Source organism: Pseudomonas sp. Leaf15 (assembly GCF_001421425.1).
Taxonomy (GTDB): domain Bacteria; phylum Pseudomonadota; class Gammaproteobacteria; order Pseudomonadales; family Pseudomonadaceae; genus Aquipseudomonas; species Aquipseudomonas salomonii.
Window position 1 is genome coordinate 1 of sequence record NZ_LMKI01000024.1, and the last position, 21,962, is coordinate 21,962.

The 21,962-nt window shown below is 60.9% G+C and carries 18 protein-coding genes and 3 pseudogenes; 9 read left to right on the plus strand and 12 right to left on the minus strand.

Features of this window, described 5'->3' with window-relative positions:
* Nucleotides 1-424 (plus strand): annotated as a pseudogene (locus ASE80_RS31500) (hypothetical protein); the annotation flags it as partial.
* A 13-nt stretch (nt 425-437) separates the two neighbouring features.
* On the opposite strand, the gene tkt reads toward ASE80_RS31500, so the two are convergent.
* The gene (gene tkt, locus ASE80_RS19120) at nt 438-2,501 is read right to left on the minus strand and encodes a transketolase (RefSeq protein ID WP_056860348.1); all 2,064 of its coding nucleotides are present in this window, start codon (nt 2,499-2,501) and stop codon (nt 438-440) included.
* A gap of 174 nt (nt 2,502-2,675) precedes the next feature.
* Between tkt and ASE80_RS19125 the strand changes: the two genes are divergently transcribed.
* On the plus strand, nt 2,676-2,900 hold the full coding sequence (locus ASE80_RS19125) for a DUF465 domain-containing protein (RefSeq protein WP_056860349.1): 225 nt from the start codon (nt 2,676-2,678) through the stop codon (nt 2,898-2,900).
* Between the two features lie 146 nt (nt 2,901-3,046).
* Here the strand turns inward: ASE80_RS19125 and hglS are convergent, their stop codons facing one another.
* Nucleotides 3,047-4,423 carry a 2-oxoadipate dioxygenase/decarboxylase HglS gene (gene hglS, locus ASE80_RS19130; protein ID WP_056860350.1) on the minus strand — a complete coding sequence of 459 codons (1,377 nt, stop codon included), beginning with the start codon at nt 4,421-4,423 and terminating at the stop codon, nt 3,047-3,049.
* Nucleotides 4,424-4,711: 288 nt separating this feature from the next.
* Here hglS and ASE80_RS19135 point away from each other — a divergent pair, with 288 nt between their 5' ends.
* From ASE80_RS19135 to ASE80_RS19145, 3 genes are all read left to right on the plus strand, one after another.
* Complete coding sequence (locus ASE80_RS19135; protein WP_056860351.1) at nt 4,712-6,121, plus strand: OprD family outer membrane porin; 1,410 nt, start codon at nt 4,712-4,714, stop codon at nt 6,119-6,121.
* Between the two features lie 132 nt (nt 6,122-6,253).
* On the plus strand, nt 6,254-8,890 hold the full coding sequence (locus tag ASE80_RS19140) for an MGH1-like glycoside hydrolase domain-containing protein (RefSeq protein ID WP_056860352.1): 2,637 nt from the start codon (nt 6,254-6,256) through the stop codon (nt 8,888-8,890).
* A 212-nt stretch (nt 8,891-9,102) separates the two neighbouring features.
* The gene (locus ASE80_RS19145) at nt 9,103-9,696 is read left to right on the plus strand and encodes a hypothetical protein (protein WP_056860353.1); all 594 of its coding nucleotides are present in this window, start codon (nt 9,103-9,105) and stop codon (nt 9,694-9,696) included.
* 62 nt (nt 9,697-9,758) lie between these two features.
* Here the strand turns inward: ASE80_RS19145 and ASE80_RS19150 are convergent, their stop codons facing one another.
* Together ASE80_RS19150 and ASE80_RS19155 are read right to left on the minus strand one after the other, a co-directional pair.
* On the minus strand, nt 9,759-10,073 hold the full coding sequence (locus ASE80_RS19150; protein ID WP_056860354.1) for an SCP2 sterol-binding domain-containing protein: 315 nt from the start codon (nt 10,071-10,073) through the stop codon (nt 9,759-9,761).
* Nucleotides 10,074-10,129: 56 nt separating this feature from the next.
* Entirely contained in the window at nt 10,130-10,840 is a 711-nt protein-coding gene (locus ASE80_RS19155) for a histidine phosphatase family protein (RefSeq protein ID WP_056860355.1), read from the minus strand.
* A gap of 193 nt (nt 10,841-11,033) precedes the next feature.
* Between ASE80_RS19155 and sohB the strand changes: the two genes are divergently transcribed.
* Nucleotides 11,034-12,059, plus strand: a complete 1,026-nt coding sequence (gene sohB / locus ASE80_RS19160; protein ID WP_017135929.1) for a protease SohB — start codon at nt 11,034-11,036, stop codon at nt 12,057-12,059.
* A gap of 176 nt (nt 12,060-12,235) precedes the next feature.
* On the opposite strand, the pseudogene ASE80_RS19165 reads toward sohB, so the two are convergent.
* A pseudogene (locus ASE80_RS19165) lies at nt 12,236-12,505 on the minus strand (MFS transporter); the annotation flags it as partial.
* On the opposite strand from ASE80_RS19165, the pseudogene ASE80_RS31505 reads away from it, so the two are divergent.
* A pseudogene (locus ASE80_RS31505) lies at nt 12,505-12,654 on the plus strand (LysR family transcriptional regulator); the annotation flags it as partial. The pseudogenes ASE80_RS19165 and ASE80_RS31505 sit on opposite strands and share 1 nt — an antisense overlap.
* Here ASE80_RS31505 and dhaL read toward each other — a convergent pair.
* The 7 genes from dhaL to ASE80_RS19200 form a co-directional block, all read right to left on the minus strand.
* Complete coding sequence (gene dhaL, locus ASE80_RS19170; protein ID WP_056860357.1) at nt 12,611-13,258, minus strand: dihydroxyacetone kinase subunit DhaL; 648 nt, start codon at nt 13,256-13,258, stop codon at nt 12,611-12,613. The pseudogene ASE80_RS31505 and the gene dhaL sit on opposite strands and share 44 nt — an antisense overlap.
* Before the next feature lie 3 nt (nt 13,259-13,261).
* Nucleotides 13,262-14,263: a dihydroxyacetone kinase subunit DhaK gene (locus ASE80_RS19175; RefSeq protein ID WP_056860358.1), complete on the minus strand. Its 1,002-nt coding sequence runs from the start codon at nt 14,261-14,263 to the stop codon at nt 13,262-13,264.
* 140 nt (nt 14,264-14,403) lie between these two features.
* The gene (locus tag ASE80_RS19180; RefSeq protein WP_056860359.1) at nt 14,404-15,519 is read right to left on the minus strand and encodes an MDR/zinc-dependent alcohol dehydrogenase-like family protein; all 1,116 of its coding nucleotides are present in this window, start codon (nt 15,517-15,519) and stop codon (nt 14,404-14,406) included.
* A 27-nt stretch (nt 15,520-15,546) separates the two neighbouring features.
* Complete coding sequence (locus ASE80_RS19185) at nt 15,547-16,302, minus strand: SDR family oxidoreductase (RefSeq protein ID WP_056860360.1); 756 nt, start codon at nt 16,300-16,302, stop codon at nt 15,547-15,549.
* Between the two features lie 146 nt (nt 16,303-16,448).
* On the minus strand, nt 16,449-17,456 hold the full coding sequence (locus ASE80_RS19190; protein ID WP_056860361.1) for a substrate-binding domain-containing protein: 1,008 nt from the start codon (nt 17,454-17,456) through the stop codon (nt 16,449-16,451).
* A gap of 34 nt (nt 17,457-17,490) precedes the next feature.
* Nucleotides 17,491-18,468: an ABC transporter permease gene (locus tag ASE80_RS19195; protein WP_056860362.1), complete on the minus strand. Its 978-nt coding sequence runs from the start codon at nt 18,466-18,468 to the stop codon at nt 17,491-17,493.
* Nucleotides 18,465-19,952: a sugar ABC transporter ATP-binding protein gene (locus ASE80_RS19200; RefSeq protein WP_056860363.1), complete on the minus strand. Its 1,488-nt coding sequence runs from the start codon at nt 19,950-19,952 to the stop codon at nt 18,465-18,467. The genes ASE80_RS19195 and ASE80_RS19200 overlap by 4 nt, the downstream gene beginning before the upstream one ends.
* A gap of 283 nt (nt 19,953-20,235) precedes the next feature.
* Here ASE80_RS19200 and rpiB point away from each other — a divergent pair, with 283 nt between their 5' ends.
* Complete coding sequence (gene rpiB / locus ASE80_RS19205; RefSeq protein WP_016969738.1) at nt 20,236-20,697, plus strand: ribose 5-phosphate isomerase B; 462 nt, start codon at nt 20,236-20,238, stop codon at nt 20,695-20,697.
* Between the two features lie 63 nt (nt 20,698-20,760).
* Complete coding sequence (locus ASE80_RS19210; RefSeq protein ID WP_056860364.1) at nt 20,761-21,741, plus strand: sugar-binding transcriptional regulator; 981 nt, start codon at nt 20,761-20,763, stop codon at nt 21,739-21,741.
* Nucleotides 21,742-21,962 lie beyond the last annotated feature (221 nt).

Sequence of the window (21,962 nt, forward strand, 5' to 3'; positions counted from 1 at the left end):
ACAGTTGACCGCATGTAGTTTTGAATATGAGGTCGGCTGCGGATTTGCATGCACTGAAGAGCTGCTTTTCTGTGGGAGCTGGCTTGCCTGCGATGCAGACACCTCGGTATATCAGGCACACAGAGTTGATGCCATCGCAGGCAAGCCAGCTCCCACCTTTGACCGAGTATGGCTTTGCTGTTGCTGTTGCTCCGGCCCTTACATCCTTTTCGATGACGAAGTCAGCGGTCTTTTGATCTGCGCTTGTGATCTTGATCTTGATCTGAGGCGGCCCCCCAAATCACTGGCGGATTGCGGGCATGCCGAGCCACAGCGAGGCACCGAGTGTTGGGGCGAGGACCTTTTGGTTACTTTTGACTGGGCCGGCATTCCGGTCCTTGCAAAAGTGACCCGCCGTCAGGGCGGAACCCCGTTACCTGAATAACGGATATGCCCCCTCAACGCCCAGCCAGGCGAATCTGCTCCTTGGCCTGCTTCACCACATTCTCCACCGTAAACCCGAACTTCTCCTGCAACTTGGCCAACGGTGCCGACGCGCCAAAGCTGTTCATTACCACTTTAGCGCCAGTCTGCCCGACGTAGCGGTCCCAACCCAGGGGCCCAGCCTGTTCCACCACCACACGGGCTTTTACCGCAGGTGGCAAGACACTGTCGCGATACGCCTGATCCTGGTCTTCAAACAATTCCCAGCTGGGCATCGACACCACCTGAGCGGCAATGCCTTCAGCTTGCAACTGCTCATAAGCCGCCACCGCCAGGCTCACTTCACTGCCCGTCGCCAACAGCAGAACCTGAGGCTTATCGGCTCCCGCCAACACATAAGCGCCTTTGGCCGCCCCAGACGCCGCCGCATATTTTGTGCGATCCAAGGTCGGCAACGCCTGGCGCGACAGCACCACGCAGCTCGGCCGATGGGTTTGCGCCAGGGCCACCTTCCACAGTTCCAGCGTTTCGTTGGCATCGCCTGGGCGCAGGGTCAGCAACCCCGGTGTGGCGCGCAGTTGTGTCAGGTGTTCGATGGGCTGGTGCGTCGGGCCGTCTTCACCCACGCCAATCGAGTCATGGGTAAACACAAACACCACCGGCAGTTCCATGATTGCCGCCAGGCGGATCGGTGGTTTCATGTAGTCGCTGAACACCAGGAAGGTTGAGGTGTACGGCCGCAGGTAGGACAGCGCCATGCCATTGGCAATCGCGCCCATGGCGTGTTCGCGGATGCCGAAGTGCAGGTTGCGCCCGCTGTAGTCATCGGCACTGAAACGCCCGGCGCCGTCGAAGGTGAGGTTGGTCTTGGTCGAGGGCGACAAGTCCGCCGAGCCGCCCAGCAGCCAGGGGATTTGTTGCGCGAAGGCATTCAGCACCTCGCCGCCGGCGGCGCGGCTGGCCACGCCCTTGGCGTCGGTGTCGAAGTGGGGCAATTCGTCCTGCCAGTGCTCCGGCATTTCGCCGGCGCGCATGCGGCGCAATTCATCGGCCAGTTCCGGTTCGTACTGCTCCAGCTGCGCCAGGTGTTGCTGCCAGGCTTCATACAGCGGCTGGCTGCGTTCCAGCAGCGCATCGCGCAGCACCGTGCGGGCGTCGTCGGGCACCAGGAAGCTGGAATCCTGCGGCCAGCCGTAGGCCTCTTTGGTCAGGCGGATTTCTTCGTCGCCCAATGGCTCGCCATGGGCGGCGGCGGTGTTGTGTTTGTGCGGTGAGCCGTAGCCGATCACGCTGTCGACCACAATCAGGGTCGGCGCGCCGGTGTTGGCCTGGAAGGTTTCCAACGCTGCGCTCAGGGCTTGCAGGTCATTGGCATCGGTGACGTGCAAGGTGTGCCAGCCATAGGCCTGGAAGCGCTTGATCACGTCTTCGCTGAACGCAAGCTCGGTGTGGCCTTCGATGCTGATGGTGTTGTTGTCGTAGATCCAGCACAGGTTATCGAGCTTTAAGTGCCCGGCCATCGACGCCGCTTCGCTGCTGATGCCTTCCATCATGTCGCCATCACCGCACAGGGTGTAGACGTTGTAGTCGAACAGCACCTGGCCGTCGCGGTTAAAGCGTTTGCCCAGCCAGCGCTCGGCCATGGCCATGCCGACGCTGTTGGCGCAGCCCTGGCCCAGCGGGCCGGTGGTGGTTTCCACGCCGGTGGTCATGCGGTACTCGGGGTGGCCGGGGGTTTTGGAGCTCATCTGCCGGAATTGCTTGATGTCGTCCAGGCTGATCGCCGGCTGGCCGGAGCGCTTGCCGTGGGCATCAATCTCGACCACACCGGCCAGGTGCAGCAGCGAATACAACAGCATCGAGGCGTGCCCCACCGACAACACAAAGCGGTCGCGGTTCGGCCAATCCGGGTGTTCGGGGTGGTAACGCAGGAAGCGGCTCCACAACGTGTAGCCCACCGGCGCCAGGCCCATGGGCGTGCCGGGGTGGCCGGAGTTGGCCTTTTGCACGGCATCCATGGCCAGGGTGCGAATGGTGTTGATGCATTGGGTGTCGACAGCAGTGGCAGCGTGAGTCATGAAACCGTTCTCCCTCGGGTGGCGATCTACAGTGGAGGGCAGGGCACGGCAAAGGTTTGATCCCATCATGCGCATTACGACGAACGGGACCGCCTTGACCCAAGACATGACAAGACCCCTTGGAATGGGCTAGTTTCAAGGCGTAGGCCATTGATCAACTTGCGGAGGTACTCCATGCCAGTGAAACACGACCTGTATCAGGATTTGGGTTTGAGCAAGGAAGAGGTCGACGGGCGTCGGGCGAAAAATCCCCATTTGAACGCGCTGTTTGATAAGTACAACACCGTCGATGAGCAGGTGGTGAGCGCCGAAAAGGCATCCGGTAGTGATGAGGCGTTAAAGAAACTGAAGGATAAACGCCTGTTGGTTAAAGACGAGATCAGGGACTTGCTGCAATAAAACGTCCTACAGGACGCGGACATATTTGTTCAGAATTGTCTGAGCGACAGCCGGCGTTTCACTGCTTATGATGCCGGCCGTCCACCCGGCTCTGGGGACTGTTGCGGCGCAAGGATTGCGCTGCTGAGCCGGGCGGGCATCCTATCTCATGCACGCAGCGCCTGGATGCATTCATCCATGGAGCGCTGCTGCGTCTCTGCATACAGCTTCAATTCATCAATCGTCCGACGGCCCAGTGCCTGCTCGAATTGAGCCTGGTTCGAATGGGCTGCGTAGTGACTTTGCGCGGCATCGCCCAGGTTCGACTGGAAAATCCCCGCCGCACTCACCGGCAGAAAATCCTCATACACCAAAGGCTCCACCGCCACGTGCCCGGCCGCCATCAAGGCCTCCAACGTTTGCGGCTGACCAGCCTGGCCGCGTGCCGCCAAGCCTTGCTCGGTGACGAAGTAGCGGAAATACGCCAGGCCCTGTTCACGCATCTGCGCGTGGTTATCGGGGAAGGCCTGGAAGTGTTGCGCCATCAGTTCGACATAACGTGCAGCGTTGCCCTCATTCGGGAAGACGCCCAGTTCGTCGCGCGCCGCGTTCAGCAACTGGTCGTACAGGGCGCGACCCTTTGGCGTCAACGCCACACCCCGTTGTTCTATTTCGCCGAAACGCGCGCTGTGGCTGCCTTTTGCGTCGGTAAACGCGATGGGCTCGTCGAGCGCCTTGAAGCTGGTCTGACGCAGCAGGATAGGGCACTGGCGACGTGGCGGGCCTTCGATTACGGCTTTGGGCGTGATGCCTTTGCCGGGCATCGCGGCCTGCACCTGGTCGATGTCCAGAGTACGCGGCGTCAGGTGATTGATGTGTGGGCCTTTGAACGCCACCACGTCGGCGATCAGGCGATGCTGGTCGCTCAATTGCTGGTACTGGGCGCCGGTTACGGTGGCGGTGTGGTGCCAGCGAAAGGTTTCCAGAGCCTCGCGGATAAACGCTTGGGCATCCGCGGGGTTGAGGCCGCCGTCGCGTTCGGCTTGCTCGATCAGCGCCAAGGCGCCAGGGGTGAAAATCGAGCGTTTGGCCAGGGCGCTTTCGGCGAAGGCGCGCAGCTCGAGGTTTTCGATCAATTCCAGGCGTAGCAAGGAGGTAAAGACGCGGAACGGGCTGGCCTGTAACGCCTGTTCATGCACGGCGCGAAAGGCGGTGGAATGCACCGGCACACCGGCGGGTGTGAGGTCGTAATAGCCCACCGGCTGCATGCCCATCACCGCAAACAGACGGCCAATGGTGGCCAGCTCATGGGCGGTGCCCAGGCGGATGGCGCCGTGGCGCTCCATGGCCAGGCGATCCATTTCACCGGTGCGTAGCAAGTGTTTGGCCAGCCCGGAATCACTCTCCAGCACCCGCGTATTGGTCTCGGCCACCAGCTCCATCAGCGCGCCGTAAAGCGGAACTTCATCTCGGTACATGTCGGACATGGCCCTTGAAAAGTTTTTGCGAATCTCGTCGGGGCTGACATACGCGGCGCCTGGCATAGAAAAATTCCTGAACACGGTGGTGAGGGTGCGGCCTTTCTCTGGATTCTGTTGGGCTTTAAGGGGGCTGGCAAACGAAGAATCCTCAGGACTTCATTCTGCAAATGAATGAAATGACGCAAATATGACAAAAATCGGCGCCAGGAAAATTTCATTTTCACGGGTACTTTCCTAACTAATTCTTCACGAGGCGCGCCCCGGTCCTCATGAAACAATCGTTACGTTTGTAGGGATGAAAACGCCGTTTGCACACAACGCACATAAAAAAATGTTTAGGGGCCGTTACACATGAAAATTTCTACACTGGCGTTATCCATCACCGCAGCGTTGCTCGCGCAACACGCGTGCGCTGATGACTTCGGGCTCGGTTCTCTGGGCACGGGCACAGGTCACAGCGGTTTTCTTGAAGACAGCCATGCGGCTGTCAGTTCGCGGACCATGTACTACAGCGCCGACAACCGTTCGGGCACCAACAACGATCTGCGCGAAGCCGCGACCTTGCTGCGCTTTGACTACAAATCCGGTTACACCCAAGGCACCCTTGGCGTCGGTTTCGACGTGATGGCGTTCGGCGCCTTGCGTCTTGACGGTGGCGACGGCCACGCCGCAGGCCCGGGCCTGGCGGGTAACGGCAACAGCTTTTTCCCGACCAAAAACAACGGCACCGAACCCGCCGACAGTTTCGGTCGCGCTGCGGGTAACGTGAAGTTCCGCATTTCCCAGACCGAGTTGCACGTCGGTGGCGGTTTGGCCCCGGTGTTGCCTATCCTGGTCTCCAACGACAGTCGTGTGGCGCCGCAGACCTTTGACGGCGGCATCCTGACCTCCAACGACATCCCCAACGTGACCTTCACCGGTGGTGAGCTCAACCGTGCCGAAGGCCGTGCTTCCAGCAACGCCACGGGCTTGAGCGTTGCCGGCGGTACCCGCGACAGCGACAGCTTCAAGTTCGGCGGTGTGGACTACAAACCGTTTGGCTCGTCCGACAACGCCATCGCTAAAAACCTGACGTTGCAGTACTACTACGCCAACCTGCAGGACTTCTACAAACAGAACTACTTCGGGCTGGTTCACGTGCTGCCATTGGGCAACGACCAGTCGTTCAAGACTGACCTGCGTTACTTCGACAGCACCAGCGACGGCAAAAACGGTGATGCCGGCTACCAGTTCAACAACAACGGCGGCTACGCCAAGCACGCCGGCGAAGTGGACAACAAAACCTACAGCGCCGCGTTTACCTACCAGTTGGGCGGCAGCAGCCTGATGCTCGGTCACATCGGTGTGAGCGATGACGGCGGCTTCGTCTGGGTCAACCAGGGCAGCATCGCTGATCCAAACGCACAAGGCGCGGGCGGCAGCGACTTCTACCTGTTCACCGACGCCGTGGTGGGCCAGTTCTCCCGTGCGGGCGAGCAGGTCAATTTTGGCCAGTACTCCTATGACTTCAAGGCCTTTGTACCAGGCCTGAAAGCCTCCGTGGCGTACCTGGACGGCACGGGCATCAAGTCCAAAGTGGCTGGTGGGTCGGATCAGAAAGAAAACGAAACCGACTTCCGCCTGGATTACGTGGTGCAGCAAGGCCCGCTCAAAGGCTTCGGCACCACCTTCCGTACCGGTACTTACAAAGGTCACAACACCGGCACTGCGGACCAGGACCAGACGCGCCTGATCTTCAACTACACCTACGCGATCTTCTAAGCTCGCGCCGCCACAAACGGAGGCCGCCTGAACAGCGGCCTCTTTTTTTTGCGCGCGCGAACACGACTTCATGTGCATCCGCGCACGGATGGGTTTTACACTGCCCCCACTGTGTCAGTGATGGAGGACCCAATGACGGCCACGCCCGCACCCAACATCCTTGCAACTATTGAAGGCCAGCGCCTGGCCGCCCAAGACGCCGAGCATTGGCGCGAGTGGGGCCCGTATTTAAGTGAACGCCAATGGGGCACAGTGCGCGAAGACTACAGCGCCGACGGCGATGCCTGGGCCTACTTCCCCCACGAACACGCCCGTAGCCGCGCCTACCGTTGGGGCGAGGATGGCCTGGCGGGTTTCAGCGACAAGGCGCAACGCTGGTGCCTGGGCCTGGCGCTGTGGAACGAGCGTGACAGCATCCTCAAGGAGCGCCTGTTCGGCCTCAACAACGCCGAGGGCAACCACGGCGAAGACGTCAAGGAGCTGTACTTTTTTGTCGACGGCGTGCCCAGCCATGCTTATATGCGCATGCTCTACAAATACCCGCATGCGCCTTTTCCCTATGCCGACCTGATCGCCGAAAACGCCCGCCGTGGGCTTGAGGATGCCGAGTACGAAGTGCTCGACACCGGCGTATTCGAAGACAACCGCTACTGTGATGTAACGGTCGAATACGCCAAGCATCAGCCTGACGATATTTTCATGCGCGTCACCGTGCACAACCGCGCGGACCAGCCGACGCGTGTGCAGGTGCTGCCCCAACTGTGGGCGCGTAATGACTGGAGCTGGACCCTGGACGCGCCCAAGCCGCAATTGCGCCTGGACGGTGAGCGGGTGCTGGCCCGGCATCATGAGCTGACCGACCGCCACCTCAGCGCCTGGGGCCAGGACGGCCTGGAGTGGCTGTTCTGCGAAAACGAAAGCAACTTCCCCAAGCTCGATGGGCAACCGGCGCCGGGGCCATTCAAGGATGGCATCAACGACTACGTGGTGGGCGGCGCAGACTCGGCAATCCGCCGCGACACGGGCACCAAGGTCGCCGCGCGTTTCAGCCTCGAACTGGCGGGCCAGGAGAGCAAAACCCTGTACCTGCGGTTTGCGCCGGTGGACGCGCCCGAGGTCAATGCACGCAAGCTGTTCGAGCTGCGCCGCCAAGAGGCGGACGACTTCTACGCCGCCCTGCAGCAAGGCATTGCCGATGCTGACGCGCGCAATGTACAGCGCCAGGCCCTGGCCGGGTTGCTGTGGTCCAAGCAGCTCTACTACTTTGATGTAAACCAGTGGCTCGACGGCGACCCGGCCCAACCCGCGCCGCCGCCCGAGCGCCTGCACATCCGCAATACCCATTGGCGGCACCTGTCGAACTTCGACATTTTGTCCATGCCCGACACCTGGGAATACCCGTGGTACGCGTCCTGGGACCAGGGCTTTCAGGCCGTGGCAATGGCGCTGATTGATCCGGGGTATGCCAAGCAACAGTTGTTGTTGCTGGTCAAAGATCGCTTTATGCACCCCAATGGCCAGCTGCCGGCGTATGAATGGCGCTTCGACGACGCCAACCCGCCGGTACACGCCTGGGCCAGTTGGCGCGTGTATCAGCAGGACAAGGCGCTGACCGGCGTGGGCGACATGGACTTTCTCGAGCGGATTTTCCACAAGCTGCTGCTGAATTTTTCCTGGTGGGTCAACCGCAAGGACGCCGAGGGCCGCAACCTGTTCCAGGGCGGCTTCCTGGGCCTGGACAACATTGCCTTGTTCGACCGCTCGGCCACCTTGCCGCCCGGATACCAGCTGGATCAGGCCGACGGCACTGCGTGGGTCGCGGCGTATGCCCTGGACCTGATGCGCATCGGCCTGGAACTGGCCAAGCGCAATGGGGTGTACGTGGATATCGCGGTGAAGTTCTTTGAGCACTTCCTGTATATCGCCGGCGCGATCAACCGCGTGGACGACAGCGCCGAAGGCTTGTGGGATGAGCAGGACCAGTTCTTCTACGACGTGCTGCACCGCCCTGACGGCCAGAACGAGCCGGTGCGCCTGCGCTCCATCGTCGGCCTGATGCCATTGTTTGCCGTGTTGGTGCTGGAGCAGCGCGAACACGAAGGGCTGCAAGGCTTGCGTGAACGCCTGCTGGGCTTTATGAAACACCGGCCGGACCTGGCCAAGCTGGTGTCGCGCTGGAACGAACCGGGGCAGGGCAACCGCCTGTTGCTCGCCTTGCTGCGCGGCGAGCGCACCAAGGACCTGCTGCGGCGCATGCTTGATGATCAGGAGTTTCTGTCGACGTTTGGCGTGCGCTCGTTATCCAAGGCCTTTGCCGAACAGCCATTGGCGCTGAAGATGAACGGCGACACCCTGTGCGCGCGCTACCAGCCCGGCGAGTCCGACTCACGCTTGTACGGCGGCAACTCCAATTGGCGCGGGCCGTTGTGGATGCCGGTGAACTACATGCTGATCGAATCGCTGCGCGAGTTTCACCGCTACTATGCGGATAATTTCTCGGTGGAGTACCCCACGGGCAGCGGTTATCTGGCGTCCCTTGAGGAGGTGGCAGACAGCCTCAGCCAACGCCTCACACGCTTGTTTCTACGCGATGAAAATGGCCTGCGCCCATCGATGGCAGGCTATGCGCAATTGGAAGCGGACCCGGCCAGTCGCGATCTGGTGTTGTTCCATGAGTATTTCCATGGCGAAACCGGGCGTGGCCTGGGGGCGTCGCATCAGACCGGGTGGAGTGCGTTGGTGGCGTTGCTATTGCAGCCGAAAATCTAAGCTGCACCACTGGTTTGCATTTCTGTGGGAGCTGGCTTGCCTGCGATAGCGGTGTATCAGCCACACACGGGTGGGCTGACCCACCGCTATCGCAGGCAAGCCAGCTCCCACATTGAAACGACATCGCTTGCGAACTGGCCGGCAAAAAATTCCCGCCACCAAAAGGTCTGAATCAGGTAAATTCGCCGCCCCTCCAGACAAGGATGTAGACGATGGCGAATGTTATCGCGCGAGTTGGCAGTGCAGGCCTGTTGTGGGCATTGCTGATCACCTTCGGTGTGTCCATCACGTCACTGTATTCCCGAGAAAGCGCCGCGGCCCCGCTGATGATGCATTGCCGCGAATGCGAGAAAGGTGACGACACCTTCGATGCAACAAAGTGGTTCAGCAGCGGCATGTACCGCCTTGAAACGGATATTGTTCCCAACCCGATGCGGTCGATGACTCGCACGCATCCGGTGGTCTTCAAAGCCAAGGACAATGACCAACTGGTCGAGGCCGCGCTGCGTGGAATCGGCGATGTGCTCCCATCCTTCGATTCCCGCACGTTTGAAGCACAGTGGCCCGTATTAACCAGGCGCGTACGTTACAGCTACAGCTTTTTTATGGCGCCTGATGAACCCCGGGACCTTTATGACATGTACTTGCAAGTGGGCAAATACAAGCTGGTGATCGTGGTTGGGCTTGACGTCAATACCGGTGAAATCACCGCCGAGTATGAAGGGCGTGTGATTCGTGAAAACGATGGTAATGACCCTGCGTACATGGACACGTTCGAAGAAATGGATGACGCCAACACCCGCTGACCGGGAGGCTGGCTGAACGAAAAATCCCGCCGAAAGGCGGGATTTTTTTAAGCGCGGCGTTATCAGGACGGGAACAGATCGCTCAGTTTCATCGCCAGCATCATGTCGCCTTCGGTGCGCAGCTTGCCGCCCATGAAGGCCTGCATGCCGTCAGTGGAACCATCGACGATGCCTTTCATGGTATCGGCGTCCATCACCAGAGTGACCTGGGCGTCAGGGTTTTCGCCTTCCAGCAGTTCGCAGGTGTTGTTTTTCACTACCAGCGAAAAGTTCTGGGTGTCGTCGATACGGAAACCGAACACCAGGTCCAGGCCGTCTGCAGCGGCTGGGTTGAATTTGGCTTTCATTGCTTCTACAGCTTTGGCTACGTCAGTCATGGTTTCGATCCTTTAAGGTAGAGTCCAGTGACCTTGGGGTCACGGTTGGCCGCAATTCATCGGAACGTGATGAGCTGCGGCGCCTTCAACAGTTGCAAGTGGGTATGACTGTTGAAGGAAGCCAGTGCCACCTCGCGACCACGGAATTTAAGCTGGTTGAGCGAGGTGTTAACAATTTGCCAGTTCAGTTCGAAGGCCTGCGCGGCAGGCATTCGGGTAATCAGGTGGAGCAGGGCGGTAATAGTGCCGCCGGAAGTGAACACGGCGATTTTGTCGCGGTTGTCGGCCGCTTCCAGAATGCGTTGCAGGCCACCCTGAACACGCTCCACGAAGCCCAGCCAGCTTTCCAGCCCGGGCGGGTCGTAGGTGCCGGCCAGCCAGCGCTCGACGATCAGGGCGAAAATGCGCTGGAATTCGCTGCGGTTTTGCGCAGCGTTGCGCAGGATATCCACGGCGTGGGGCTCGGTGGTCAGCAGGTCGGGGAGCAGGGCGCGGATGATCGCTTCGCCGTCGAACTCGTTGAAGGCCGGGTCGATTTCCAGGGTTGGGGCTGGCAGGCCGAGGGTGCGGTATTGATCGAATGCGGCGGTGGCGGTGTGTTGCTGGCGACGCAGGTCGCCCGAGACACAACGGTCGAACGTGAGGCCCAGGTCGGCCAGGTGGCGACCGAGTACCTGTGCTTGCTCCACGCCGACGGGCGACAGGACGTCATAGTCGTCTGCACCGAAGGAGGCCTGGCCATGTCGAATCAAATAGATGCTGCCCACGTCCGTTTTCCCGGTACGTTGAAAGTCTGGCGAGGTTATGAGGATGGCAGGGAGCTGTCAATGAAAAAACATACGCTTGTTTTAAAAGCGCGTTAGAGGCCGACTGCTGGCGGTTTGAGCACTGGTCCGAAGACGGTGCCGTCGGTATGCTGGGGCCATCCGCGCCTGGCGCCGTGCTTTTTTAAGGAGACATATGGATTTTTTGGCCGAATACGCGAGCTTTCTGGCGAAGACCGTCACCCTGGTGGTCGCTATTCTGGTGGTACTGATCAGTTTCGCCGCGCTGCGCAGCAAGGGGCGGCGCAAATCCGCCGGCCAATTGCAGGTCAGCAAGCTCAATGATTTCTACAAAGGCCTGCGTGAACGCCTCGAGTCGAGCCTGCTCGACAAGGATCAGCTCAAGGCCCTGCGCAAGTCCGAAAGCAAGACCGAAAAGAAGAACAGCAAGAAGAAGCCCGAGGCCAAGCCACGGGTGTTTGTGCTGGATTTTGACGGCGACATCAAGGCCTCGGCCACCGAGAGCCTGCGCCATGAAATCACCGCGCTGTTGAGCCTGGCCACGCCGAAAGACGAAGTGGTGCTGCGCCTGGAAAGCGGCGGCGGCATGGTGCACAGCTATGGCCTGGCTTCGTCGCAGCTGGCGCGTATCCGTCAGGCCGGTGTGCCGTTGACCGTGTGCATCGACAAGGTTGCGGCCAGCGGCGGCTACATGATGGCGTGCATTGGCGAGAAGATCATCAGCGCACCCTTTGCCATCCTCGGCTCCATTGGTGTGGTGGCGCAGCTGCCCAACGTCAACCGCCTGCTGAAAAAGCACGACATCGACTTTGAAGTGCTGACCGCCGGTGAATACAAACGCACCCTCACCGTGTTCGGCGAAAACACCGAGAAGGGCCGGGAGAAGTTCCAGGAAGACCTGGACATCACTCATCAGTTGTTCAAGAACTTTGTGTCGCGCTATCGCCCGCAGCTGGCCATCGATGACGTCGCGACCGGAGAAGTGTGGCTGGGTGTTGCAGCGCTCGATAAACAACTGGTCGACGAACTGCAAACCAGCGACGAATACCTGGCGACCAAGGCCAAGACGGCCGAGGTGTTCCACCTGCACTACGCCGAGCGTAAAAGCCTGCAGGAACGCGTGGGCCTGGCGGCCAGCGGCTCGGTGGACCGTGTGTTGCTGACCTGGTGGAGCCGGTTGACCCAGCAGCGGTTCTGGTAACGACAGGCTGTAGGTGATCCCAGTGTGGGAGCGGGCTTACCGATCGTTCCCACGCTCCGCGTGGGAATGCCGCCCCGGACGCTCCGCGTCCCGCCTTAGATGACGCAAGGTGACGCGGAGCGTCACAGGATGCATTCCCACGCAGAGCGTGGGAACGATCGTAGCGGCTCCCACATTTAGTTTTGGGGCAGGGCGGGAATCGGTTTTCGCATCAACGTCCCCACCACCAACGCCCCCAGCAAACCCAACAACCCCGCCACCCACAACACCCCGCTGAACCCACCCACAAACGCCTGCCGCGCCAGCGGCTGCACCAGCGCCCGCGCCGGTTCCGGCAACAAAGCCATGGCTGCCGGCATATCCCCGGCCACTACCCTCGATGCAATCGCCGCCGCTTGCGCCTGCCATTGCGCGTTGATACTCGCGCTGAGCAATTGCTCGCTGTGTGGTGTACCGCACGATTCATCAGGATGATGCAGCGTATTCGTGGCTGTCGCTGATTCACCGGCGCTTTGAAAAAGCGCCGGCGGTGGCGCGGTATATCCAGCAGGTCAAGCAGTCAGCCGTGGCTGCACGGAATCGGCCAGGCGCGTAAGAATCAGGCAGCACGACACCGCCCCGGCATCCAGTACCCCCAGCGAGCGTTCGCCCAGGCGGCTGGCGCGGCCGATTTTGGCGATCAGGTCTTTGGTCGAATCACGCCCCTGTGACGCCGCGGTTTTCATCGCCTCCAGTGCATCACTGAAGGACGCGCCACTGGCCTGCGCACGCTCAAAGGCTTCAACCGCCGGGATCAGCGTGTCCATCAGACACTTGTCGCCCACGCCCGCTTCGGTGATGTCCTGCAACGAGGTCAAACCGCCGCGCAACAGGTGGGCAAAGGTTGCCGCGTCGATCGCCTCGCTGCTGCGCACTTCGTCGGCCATGCCGATAAACAGGCTGCCATACAGCGGCCCCATGGAACCGCCGATGCCTTCCATCAGGCTCAGGGTCAGTTCATCCAGGGCTTCGGCCAGGGTCAGTTGGCGGCCTTCGAGGCTGCGCCCGCAATGGGCAAAGCCCTTGGCCATGTTGATGCCGTGGTCGCCGTCGCCAATGGCGCCGTCGATTTCGCTCAGGTATTCACGGTTGGCCACGATCACGCTGACCAGGTCGGCGACAATGGCGCTGCCATCGCGGGTGGAAAAATGCTGGCTCATGGTTCACTCCGCCTGGGTCATGCCGATGGAGCGGCAGGGTTGGTCGATCAGGGTTTTAAGCTCGGCGTCGAGGCCGAGCAGGGTCAGGGTCACGCCCATCATTTCCAGGGAGGTGAAGTAGTTGCCGACGTAGCAACGGTGAATCTTCAAACCCTTGGCCTTGAGTTGGCTTTCGACCTCGGCGTAGAACACATACAGCTCCATCACCGGTGTGGCGCCGAGGCCCGAGACCAGCACCACCACGCTGTCGTCCTGGCTGAAATCGCGGTCGGCCAGAATCGGCGCGAGCATACGCTCGGCCATGGCGGCGGCCGGTTCGATGGCGATCACTTCAATGCCCGGTTCGCCGTGATGGCCGATGCCCAGTTCCATCTGGCCGTCGGGAATCTGGAAGTTCGGCTTGCCCACGGCGGCGATGGTGCAGGGCGTGAGGCCGATGCCGATGGAGCGGCAGTTATCCACGGTTTTCTGCGCGACGCGAATTACGCCGTCCAGGTCGTAATGCTGGGCGGCCGCAGCACCGCCGATCTTCCACATGAAGATTTCGCCGGCCACGCCACGGCGCTTGGCGATGTCGGCCTTGGGCGCAGAAGCCACGTCGTCATTGGCGACCACGGTGCGGATACGCATGTCTTTGCTGACGGCCATTTTCATTGCCAGCTTCACGTTCATATTGTCACCGGCGTAGTTGCCGTACAGGCAGGCCACGCCCGCGCCATGGTCGGCGGCGCGGAAGGCGTCGAAGAAGCTCTTGGCGGTGGGCGAGGAGAAAATCTCGCCGACGGCCACGGCGTCCACCAGGCCCGGGCCGACGTAGCCGAGGAACGCCGGTTCATGGCCGGAGCCGCCGCCGGTGACAATGCCGACACGGCCGGTTGCCGAGGGCCTGGCCTTGGTGATGACCCGTGGATTGGTTTCGAATTGGCGCAGCTCGGGGTGCGCGACCAGGATGCCGCGCAGCATGTCCTCGACCACTTGGTCCGGATCGTTGATGACTCGATTCATAACGCGGGTTCCTGTTCTTGTTCTTGAAGGGCAACAACCATCTAATGTGGGAGCTGGCTTGCCTGCGATAGCGGTGTGTCAGTTGCCACCGCCATCGCGGGCAAGCCCGGCTCCCACAGGGTGAGGTGGTGTTGTTGAAATCAGGGTTGCAGGACTACTTTGAGCGACTTGTCCCCGCGCTCCATCACCGCGAACGCTTCCTTGAAGTCTGCCAACGCAAATTTGTGAGTCACCACGTCGCGCATGTCGATCTTGCGGTTGCCGATAAAGTCGATGGCGCGCGGGTACATGTACGGCCCCAGGTGTGAACCCAAGATATCCAGTTCCTTGCGGTCGCCGATGATCGACCAATCTACCGTGGCCTCGTCATTGAACACGCTGAATTCGACGAAACGCCCCAGCTTGCGCAGCATCGCCAGGCCCTGGTTTACCGCCTTGTGGTGCCCGGTGGCTTCGATATAAATGTCGCAACCATAGCCGTCGGTGATCGCGCGGATCTTGGCCATCACGTCGACTTCCGCCGGGTTCCACACTTCGTCGGCGCCCATGCGCAGGGCGAGGGCGGCGCGTTCGGGTTTCATGTCCAGCACGATCAGTTTTTTCGGGTTGCGCAAGCGCACGGCACCAATGATGCCCAGGCCCAAAGTACCGGCGCCGGCGACCACCACCACGTCGTCATGGTCGACATTCGCGCGTTCGGCCGCGTGCAGCGAGCAGGCCAGCGGCTCGATCAGAATGGCTTCATCCGGGGCGATGGATTCCGGCACTTTGTGGATGATGCCTTCCTTGGTGAAGATCATGTATTGGGCCATGGCGCCCTGCACATTGTTCTGGAAGCCATACAGGTCGTGCTTCTGGCACATCCAGTACTGGCCGTGGTTGCAGAAACGGCAGCCCCAGCACGGCACGATCTGCTCGGAGATCACTCGATCACCCACCGCCACGCCACGTTTTTCTGCACCTGGGCCGAGGGCGACCACCCGGCAGACGAACTCATGCCCCGGAATCATCGGCGGCTTCACATAGCGCGGTTGCTCGGCATCACCCCAGAACGACGGCGCGCCGCGATAGGTCTTGATGTCACCCATGCAGATGCCGCACAGCTCGACTTTGGTGAGAATCTCGTCGGGGCCGGGCGTGGGCACGTCGACGGTTTCCAGGCGATAGTCTTCCGGGCCATGGCAGACCACGGCCTGCATGGTTTTCGGAATGACCGGGGAGAGGTGTTCAGGTGTGCGTTCGGTGACGGTGGACATGACAAAAACCTCACGACAAAAGATGAATTACTGAATGCTGTAGCCGCCATCGATCACCATGTTGGCGCCGGTGATCATCTGCGCGGCGTCGCTGAGCAGGTAAAGCGCCAGCCCGGCGATTTCTTCCGGCTGGGCAAAGCGGCCGGCCGGGATCTGCAATTTGGCCTTCTCACCTACTTCACCGGCCCAGGCTTTTTTGCCCAGGGCGGTCTCGACGATGGTCGGGGAGATGGCGTTGACGTTGATCTGTGGCGCCCATTCCATGGCCAGCACTTTGGTCATGCCGACGATGGCAGCCTTGCTCGCGCAGTAAGCGACGTGACGGTCCAGGCCAATGACGGCGGCCTGGGAGGCCAGGTTGACGATGCGCCCGCTGCCCTGCGCCAGCATGTGTCTGGCGCAGGCCTGGGCCACAAAGAAGCTGGCCTTGAGGTTGACGTCCAGGGTGGTGTCCCAGGCGCTTTCGCTGACGTCGATGGCCTTGTCCAGCAACACTACGCCGGCGCTGTTGATCAGGTAATCCAGGCGCTGGAAGTGTTCGAATACGCTGTCGATGGTGCGCTGTATCTGGCCGATCTGGCCGAGGTTGACGGCAATACCCAAATGCCTGTCGCCCAGGCCGGCCGCGACCTGCACCACCGCCGGGTCGCGGTCGAGCAAGGCCACGCGCGCGCCGCGTTCCACCAGCAGGTGGGCGCAGGCCAGGCCAATGCCGGCGGCGCCACCGGTGATCACCGCGCAACGGCCGGTGAGGTCGAAGGCTTGGTTCCAGAATCCAGACATGAATGACTCCATTTTCGAAAGCAGTAGAGATCCAATGTGGGAGCTGGCTTGCCTGCGATGGCATCAACCGTATGTAACTGACACACCGAGGTGTCTGCATCGCAGGCAAGCCAGCTCCCACACTTGACCTTATTTCAAGGTGAGAACTACTTGCAGCCGCTGACCTGCTGGTACAGCGCATCCGCATTCGCCTTAGTGACGGGCACCCACGGCAGGATGTAATTCCTGGCGGTGCCATCGCCCCATTTCACGTCCTTGGCGTAGCGCTCCCAGATCACCGATTGCGGCTTGTAGTCCTTGCCCGCCAGGGCGCGCAACGCCACATCCAGCGCGCCTTGGGATTGGGCCTGGGCGTCTTGCAGGAAGGTGGTGACTTCGTCTTTTTTCGCCGCCTGGATCGCGTCCGGCATGCCGTCGATAGAGGTCACCGGCACATCCTTGGAGGTCAACCCGTGAGACTTCAGCGCCTGCACGGCGCCAAGGGCCATGTCGTCGTTTTGCGCGATCACGCCGTTGATGCCTTTGGGGTGCGCGTTCAGCCAGTCTTCAGTGAGGGTCAGGGCCTGGGCGCGGTCCCAGTTGGCGGTCTTTTTCTCGATGATCTTGATGTCCGGGTGCTTGCTCAGCACTTCCAGCTCGCCTTTTTCCCGGTCGATCTGCGCCGACTGGCCAATCGGGCCCTGGATGATCACCACATTGCCTTTGCCATTGAGCTTGTCGACCATGGCCTGGGCCTGGAGGCGGCCGCCCTCTACGTCGTCGTTGCCCACGTAAGGCACGGAGGCATCGGCTACTTTCGTATTGGAGGCGATGACCACTACGTCGTTGCTCATGGCGGCTTTCACGGTGCCGACACCCGCCTTGGTGTCGATGGGCACGAACAGGATGGCGTCGTAGTGCTGGGTCACCATGTTTTCGATCTGGTTGTTCTGGGTCAGGGCGTCATAGTTGCCGTCGAACACGGTCAGTTGCACGGTGCCGTCCTTGACCGCCGGGTGTTCCTTGAGCTCGCGGACCCAGTTCTGCATGAACTGGCCCTTGAGGCCGTAGACGGCCGCGCCGATCTTGTAGGTCTTGCCATCGGCGGCAAAGGCAATGCTGCTGGCGAGCAGGGTGAGGGTCGCCGCGGCGGCCAAAGTGGTACCAAGTTTCATGAGTAGAACTCCGGTTATTGTTGTGGGTCGTTCTCTAGCGTTTTTTCTTGCGCCACACGTCGATCAGTACTGCGAACACGATGATCAGGCCCTTGGCGACCTGCTGGTAATAGGAGGACACGCCGAGCAGGTTCAGCCCGTTGTTGATCACGCCGATCAGCAGCGCACCAAACAGCGTGCCGACAATGCTGCCGGTGCCGCCCGACAGGCTGGTGCCGCCGATCACCACGGCGGCAATCGCGTCCAGCTCATAGGAAACCCCGGCCTGGGGCAGGGCGGAGGTGGTGCGTGCCGACAGCACTACGCCGGCCAACCCGGCGAGCAAACCCGAGACCACGTACACCGAAAACATCACCTTGCGCACGCCGATACCCGAGGTGCGCGCACTCTTCTCATTGCCACCCACCGCGTACACGTAGCGGCCGTAAGTGGTGTAGCGCAGCACCATCCAGAAGATCAGCGCGACCACCGCGAAGATCATGATGGGCACGCCAATCGGGCCGATCTTGCCGATGCCCAGCGCCAGGTAGGCGTCGGGCAGGTCGGTGATCGGGCTGCCGTCGTTGAGGATGAAGGTCATGCCGCGCGCAATGCTGAGCATGCCGAGGGTGGCCACGAACGGCGGGATCGACAGGTTGGCAACCATAAAACCGTTGACCACGCCGAGCATCGCGCCGGCAAACATGCCCGCGCTCACCGCCGCGAGCAGGCCGTAGCCCTGGGTGGCGACCATGGCGCTGCACAGCCCGGCAAAGGCCAGGATCGAGCCCACCGACAGGTCGATGCCTTTGGTGAGGATCACGTAGGTCATGCCCACGGCCAGAATGCCGTTGATCGAGGTCTGGCGCAGGATGTCCATCCAGTTGCGCCAGGTCATGAAGTATTCGCTGGAAAACGCCATCACCACGCACAGCAGGATAAACACCAGCGGCAGGCCGAAGCGGTCGAGGGACAAGCGCAGGCGATTGCGCGGCGCGGTGGTCATGGGCGGTGCGATGGTTTTGGCATTCATGAGGCAAGACTCAACAAGGCTTCCTGGGAAAGGGCGGTGTCGGTGCTGATGGTCACCAGTCGGCCGCCCTTGAATACGGCGATGCGATCACTTAAATACAGCAGTTCCGGTGCTTCGGACGACACCACGATGGCAGCGCCACCGGCGCGCACGAACTGGTCGAGCAGGTGGTAGATCTCCTGCTTGGCGCCTTCATCGATGCCACGGGTCGGCTCGTCGCAGAGCAGGCACACCGGCTCGGTCGACAGGCATTTGGCGAGCACGACTTTCTGCTGGTTGCCGCCGCTCATGGAGGCCACCGGCAATTCCAGGGAGCTGGTCTTGATCTGCAGGCGCTTGACCATGGTTTCGGCCAGCTGGGTTTCCTTGCGCGCATTGATCAGCGACCAACTCGACAGGCGCTTGTAGGCCGACAGCGCAATGTTGGACAGAATGCTGCCGGTGAGTACCAGGCCGCTGTCTTTGCGGTCTTCGGTGACCAGCGACATGCCGGCGTTGATCGTGGCTTTGGGCAGGCCGATGGGCATGGGTTTGCCTTGCAGGGTCACGCTGCCGGAGTCCGCGACGGTCAGCCCATAAATACAGTTGAGAAACTCGCTGCGCCCTGAGCCCATCAGCCCATAGATGCCGAGGATTTCGCCCTGGCGCAGTTGCAGGCTGATGTCGTGGAACTCGCCATTGCGGCTCAGGTTGTCGACTTGCAGGCAGGTGTTGGCGGCGCATTCGCGGCCGACCTTGTGGTCGATGCGTGTCAGCTCCTGGCCGACAATCCCGCGCACCAAATGGTTGCGGTCGATATCGGCCATGCGCCCGCTTTCTACAAAGGCGCCGTCGCGGAAGATGCTGTAGTCGTCGGCGATTTGCGCCAGCTCGCTCAAGCGGTGCGACACATAGACGATGCCGGCGCCTCTTGCAGTGAGGCGGCGAATGGCTTTGAACAGGGTCTCCGCTTCGCGCTCGCCGATCGCCGAAGTCGGCTCGTCCATGATCATCACCTGGCAGTCATGGCTGAACGCCTTGGCGATTTCCACCAGTTGAATCTGCGCCACGCTCAGGCGGTGCATGGGGCTGGTGGCGTCGACCTCGAATTCCAGGCTTTCGAGCAGCTCGCGGGTGCGGCGGTTGAGGCTCTTGCTGTCGACGATGCAACCGGCGCGGCGCGGTTCGCGGCCCAGCCAGATATTTTCGGCGACGGTCATGTAAGGGATGGGCTCCAGCTCCTGGGTGATCATCGCGATCCCCGCCGCCAGCGCTTCACTTGGGCGGTTGAACTGTACGGGCGTGCCGTTGAGCAGGATGGTCCCGGCGTCACGCTGGGTGATGCCCATCAGGATGCTCAGGAAGGTCGACTTGCCGGCGCCATTGCCGCCGCACAGCGCATGCACGCTGCCGGCCCGCAGAGAAAGGCGTCCGTCACGCAGGGCAGGCACCCCGGCGTAGGCCTTGGCGACGTGTTCAGCCTGGAGCAGTAATGGCGTGGCCATCGGCGTGTCCTCGTGCTGTGAATTTTTATTAGGTCGCACAGTCATGTTTTGCTGTGATCATATGTGTACCAAATGAAATTCTGATCAGTCAATCGCTTTCATTAAAAAGTTATAAATACGCCTTTTTGCGCAAAAAAGACCTGTTTATACGGCTTTGACTGAGAGGTCAGCTAAAACGCGCTTGACAGAAAGGGCGTAATGCTTGAGAAATAACTGAGCGAAATTTCATTTAGTGATCATATGATCAGTCTAAAGCAACTAAACGGCAGCGGAGCCAGACGCCATGAACACACCTTTCCCGGTGGCTATCGGATGCGATGAAGCGGGTTTTGAGCTCAAAGAGCTGTTAAAGCGCCATATCGAGGCGCTGGGTTACCCGGTGACCGACTTCGGCACCCATTCCACTGCGCCGGTGCTGTACCCGGACATCGCGCTGGCGGTGGCCACCGCCATCAATGCCGGGCAGCAGCGCCTCGGCGTGCTGGTGTGTGGCACCGGGATCGGCATGGCCATCTCGGCCAATAAAGTGCTGGGCATTCGTGCGGCCCAGGCCCACGACACCTATTCGGCCGAGCGCGCACGCAAGAGCAACGATGCGCAAATCCTTTCTATAGGCGCACGGGTGATCGGCGCCGAGCTGGCCAAAAGCATCGTCAAATCGTTTCTGGAGTCGGAGTTCGAGGCGGCGCGTTCCGGGGCCAAGGTCGAGCGTATCAATGCGATCGAGCGCGATGGGCATCAGTAGTGGACGGGACGGGGCAAGAGTCGGGAGAATGGGTTTTTGACGCCGAAACGGAAGCCCGTCCCCATGAGTGACAGTACCCAGCGCATTGCCAGCGATATCGATCAGATGACCGAAGTGGCGATGCTCTATTACCTTGAGAACGTCACTCAGGAGGCGATTGCCAAGCGCTTCGACCTGTCGCGGGCCAAAGTCAGCCGCTTGCTCAAACGTGCGCGCGATGAAGGGATTGTCGAGGTGCGGGTGTTGCAGCATCCGGCAATGAATAACGAGCTGGAGCGCGCGCTGGTGGAGCGCTTCAAGCTCGACCGCGCGCTGATCGCGGTCGACCACAGCGAACCCGACACCCAGCGCTCGGCCGTCGCCAGCCTGGTGGCCAATTACCTGAACAAAACCTTGAGCGACGGCATGATCGTCGCCGTCGGCATGGGCCGTAACGTCGGCGCGGTGGCCGACAATGTGTTTTTGCCGGTGACGCGCAACTGCACATTTGTCTGTGCGATCGGCGGTTCGCTCAAGGCGGGCGAATACATGAACCCCGACCATATCTGCCGACGCCTGGCCCTGCGTTTTGGTGGCGAGAGTGAAAGTCTGTATGCGCCGGCACTGGTGGCCAACCCGGAATTGCGTGGCGTGCTGATCAACAATGACACCGTGCGCTCAACCCTTGACCGCGCGCGGCGCGCAGACATTGCGCTGATCGGCATCGGTGACATGAGCGAAAACAGCAACATGGTGCGCATGGGCTGGTTCTCGCCCCAGGAAATCGCCCAGGCGCGCTTGTCCGGCACGGTGGGCGACATGATGGGGTATGACTTTATCGACATTCACGGGCAACCGGCGGTCAACGCGATTCAAGGCCGAGTGATCGGGTTGACCGTGCAGGAGTTGTTTCGCATCCCGGATGTGGTGGCGATTGCCAGCGAGAACACCAAGGCGGCAGCGACCTTGGGTGCGTTGCGGTCAGGGGTGATCAATACGTTGGCGACCACGGTGACGAATGCGCACACGATTCTGGCGCTGGATGATGCGACGCGCAAAACCTGATCAGCGTTGACCCGCCATGTGAAACTGGCTTGGGTAGGAGCTGGCTCATGTGGGAGCTGGCTTGCCTGCGATGGCATCAACTCTGTGTGCCTGATGTACCGAGGTGTCTGCATCGCAGGCAAGCCCGCTTGTGTCTTGATCTGGGAATAAACTCTGTGGTGAGAGGGGTGGATGGCAAGCTGTGAGTCCGCGGTGCTAGAAGCACGAGTGGGAGCAAAGCT

What these genes read in the sequence shown, in the direction of transcription:
- dhaL (WP_056860357.1), bottom strand. Translation starts at nt 13,258, where the DNA reads ATGAGCCAGCATTTTTCCACCCGCGATGGCAGCGCCATTGTCGCCGAC.
- rpiB (WP_016969738.1), top strand. Translation starts at nt 20,236, where the DNA reads ATGAACACACCTTTCCCGGTGGCTATCGGATGCGATGAAGCGGGTTTT.
- ASE80_RS19140 (WP_056860352.1), top strand. Translation starts at nt 6,254, where the DNA reads ATGACGGCCACGCCCGCACCCAACATCCTTGCAACTATTGAAGGCCAG.
- ASE80_RS19210 (WP_056860364.1), top strand. Translation starts at nt 20,761, where the DNA reads ATGAGTGACAGTACCCAGCGCATTGCCAGCGATATCGATCAGATGACC.
- ASE80_RS19125 (WP_056860349.1), top strand. Translation starts at nt 2,676, where the DNA reads ATGCCAGTGAAACACGACCTGTATCAGGATTTGGGTTTGAGCAAGGAA.
- ASE80_RS19185 (WP_056860360.1), bottom strand. Translation starts at nt 16,302, where the DNA reads ATGTCTGGATTCTGGAACCAAGCCTTCGACCTCACCGGCCGTTGCGCG.
- ASE80_RS19195 (WP_056860362.1), bottom strand. Translation starts at nt 18,468, where the DNA reads ATGAATGCCAAAACCATCGCACCGCCCATGACCACCGCGCCGCGCAAT.
- hglS (WP_056860350.1), bottom strand. Translation starts at nt 4,423, where the DNA reads ATGCCAGGCGCCGCGTATGTCAGCCCCGACGAGATTCGCAAAAACTTT.
- ASE80_RS19175 (WP_056860358.1), bottom strand. Translation starts at nt 14,263, where the DNA reads ATGAATCGAGTCATCAACGATCCGGACCAAGTGGTCGAGGACATGCTG.
- ASE80_RS19150 (WP_056860354.1), bottom strand. Translation starts at nt 10,073, where the DNA reads ATGACTGACGTAGCCAAAGCTGTAGAAGCAATGAAAGCCAAATTCAAC.
- ASE80_RS19180 (WP_056860359.1), bottom strand. Translation starts at nt 15,519, where the DNA reads ATGTCCACCGTCACCGAACGCACACCTGAACACCTCTCCCCGGTCATT.
- ASE80_RS19190 (WP_056860361.1), bottom strand. Translation starts at nt 17,456, where the DNA reads ATGAAACTTGGTACCACTTTGGCCGCCGCGGCGACCCTCACCCTGCTC.
- sohB (WP_017135929.1), top strand. Translation starts at nt 11,034, where the DNA reads ATGGATTTTTTGGCCGAATACGCGAGCTTTCTGGCGAAGACCGTCACC.
- ASE80_RS19200 (WP_056860363.1), bottom strand. Translation starts at nt 19,952, where the DNA reads ATGGCCACGCCATTACTGCTCCAGGCTGAACACGTCGCCAAGGCCTAC.
- ASE80_RS19135 (WP_056860351.1), top strand. Translation starts at nt 4,712, where the DNA reads ATGAAAATTTCTACACTGGCGTTATCCATCACCGCAGCGTTGCTCGCG.
- ASE80_RS19145 (WP_056860353.1), top strand. Translation starts at nt 9,103, where the DNA reads ATGGCGAATGTTATCGCGCGAGTTGGCAGTGCAGGCCTGTTGTGGGCA.
- tkt (WP_056860348.1), bottom strand. Translation starts at nt 2,501, where the DNA reads ATGACTCACGCTGCCACTGCTGTCGACACCCAATGCATCAACACCATT.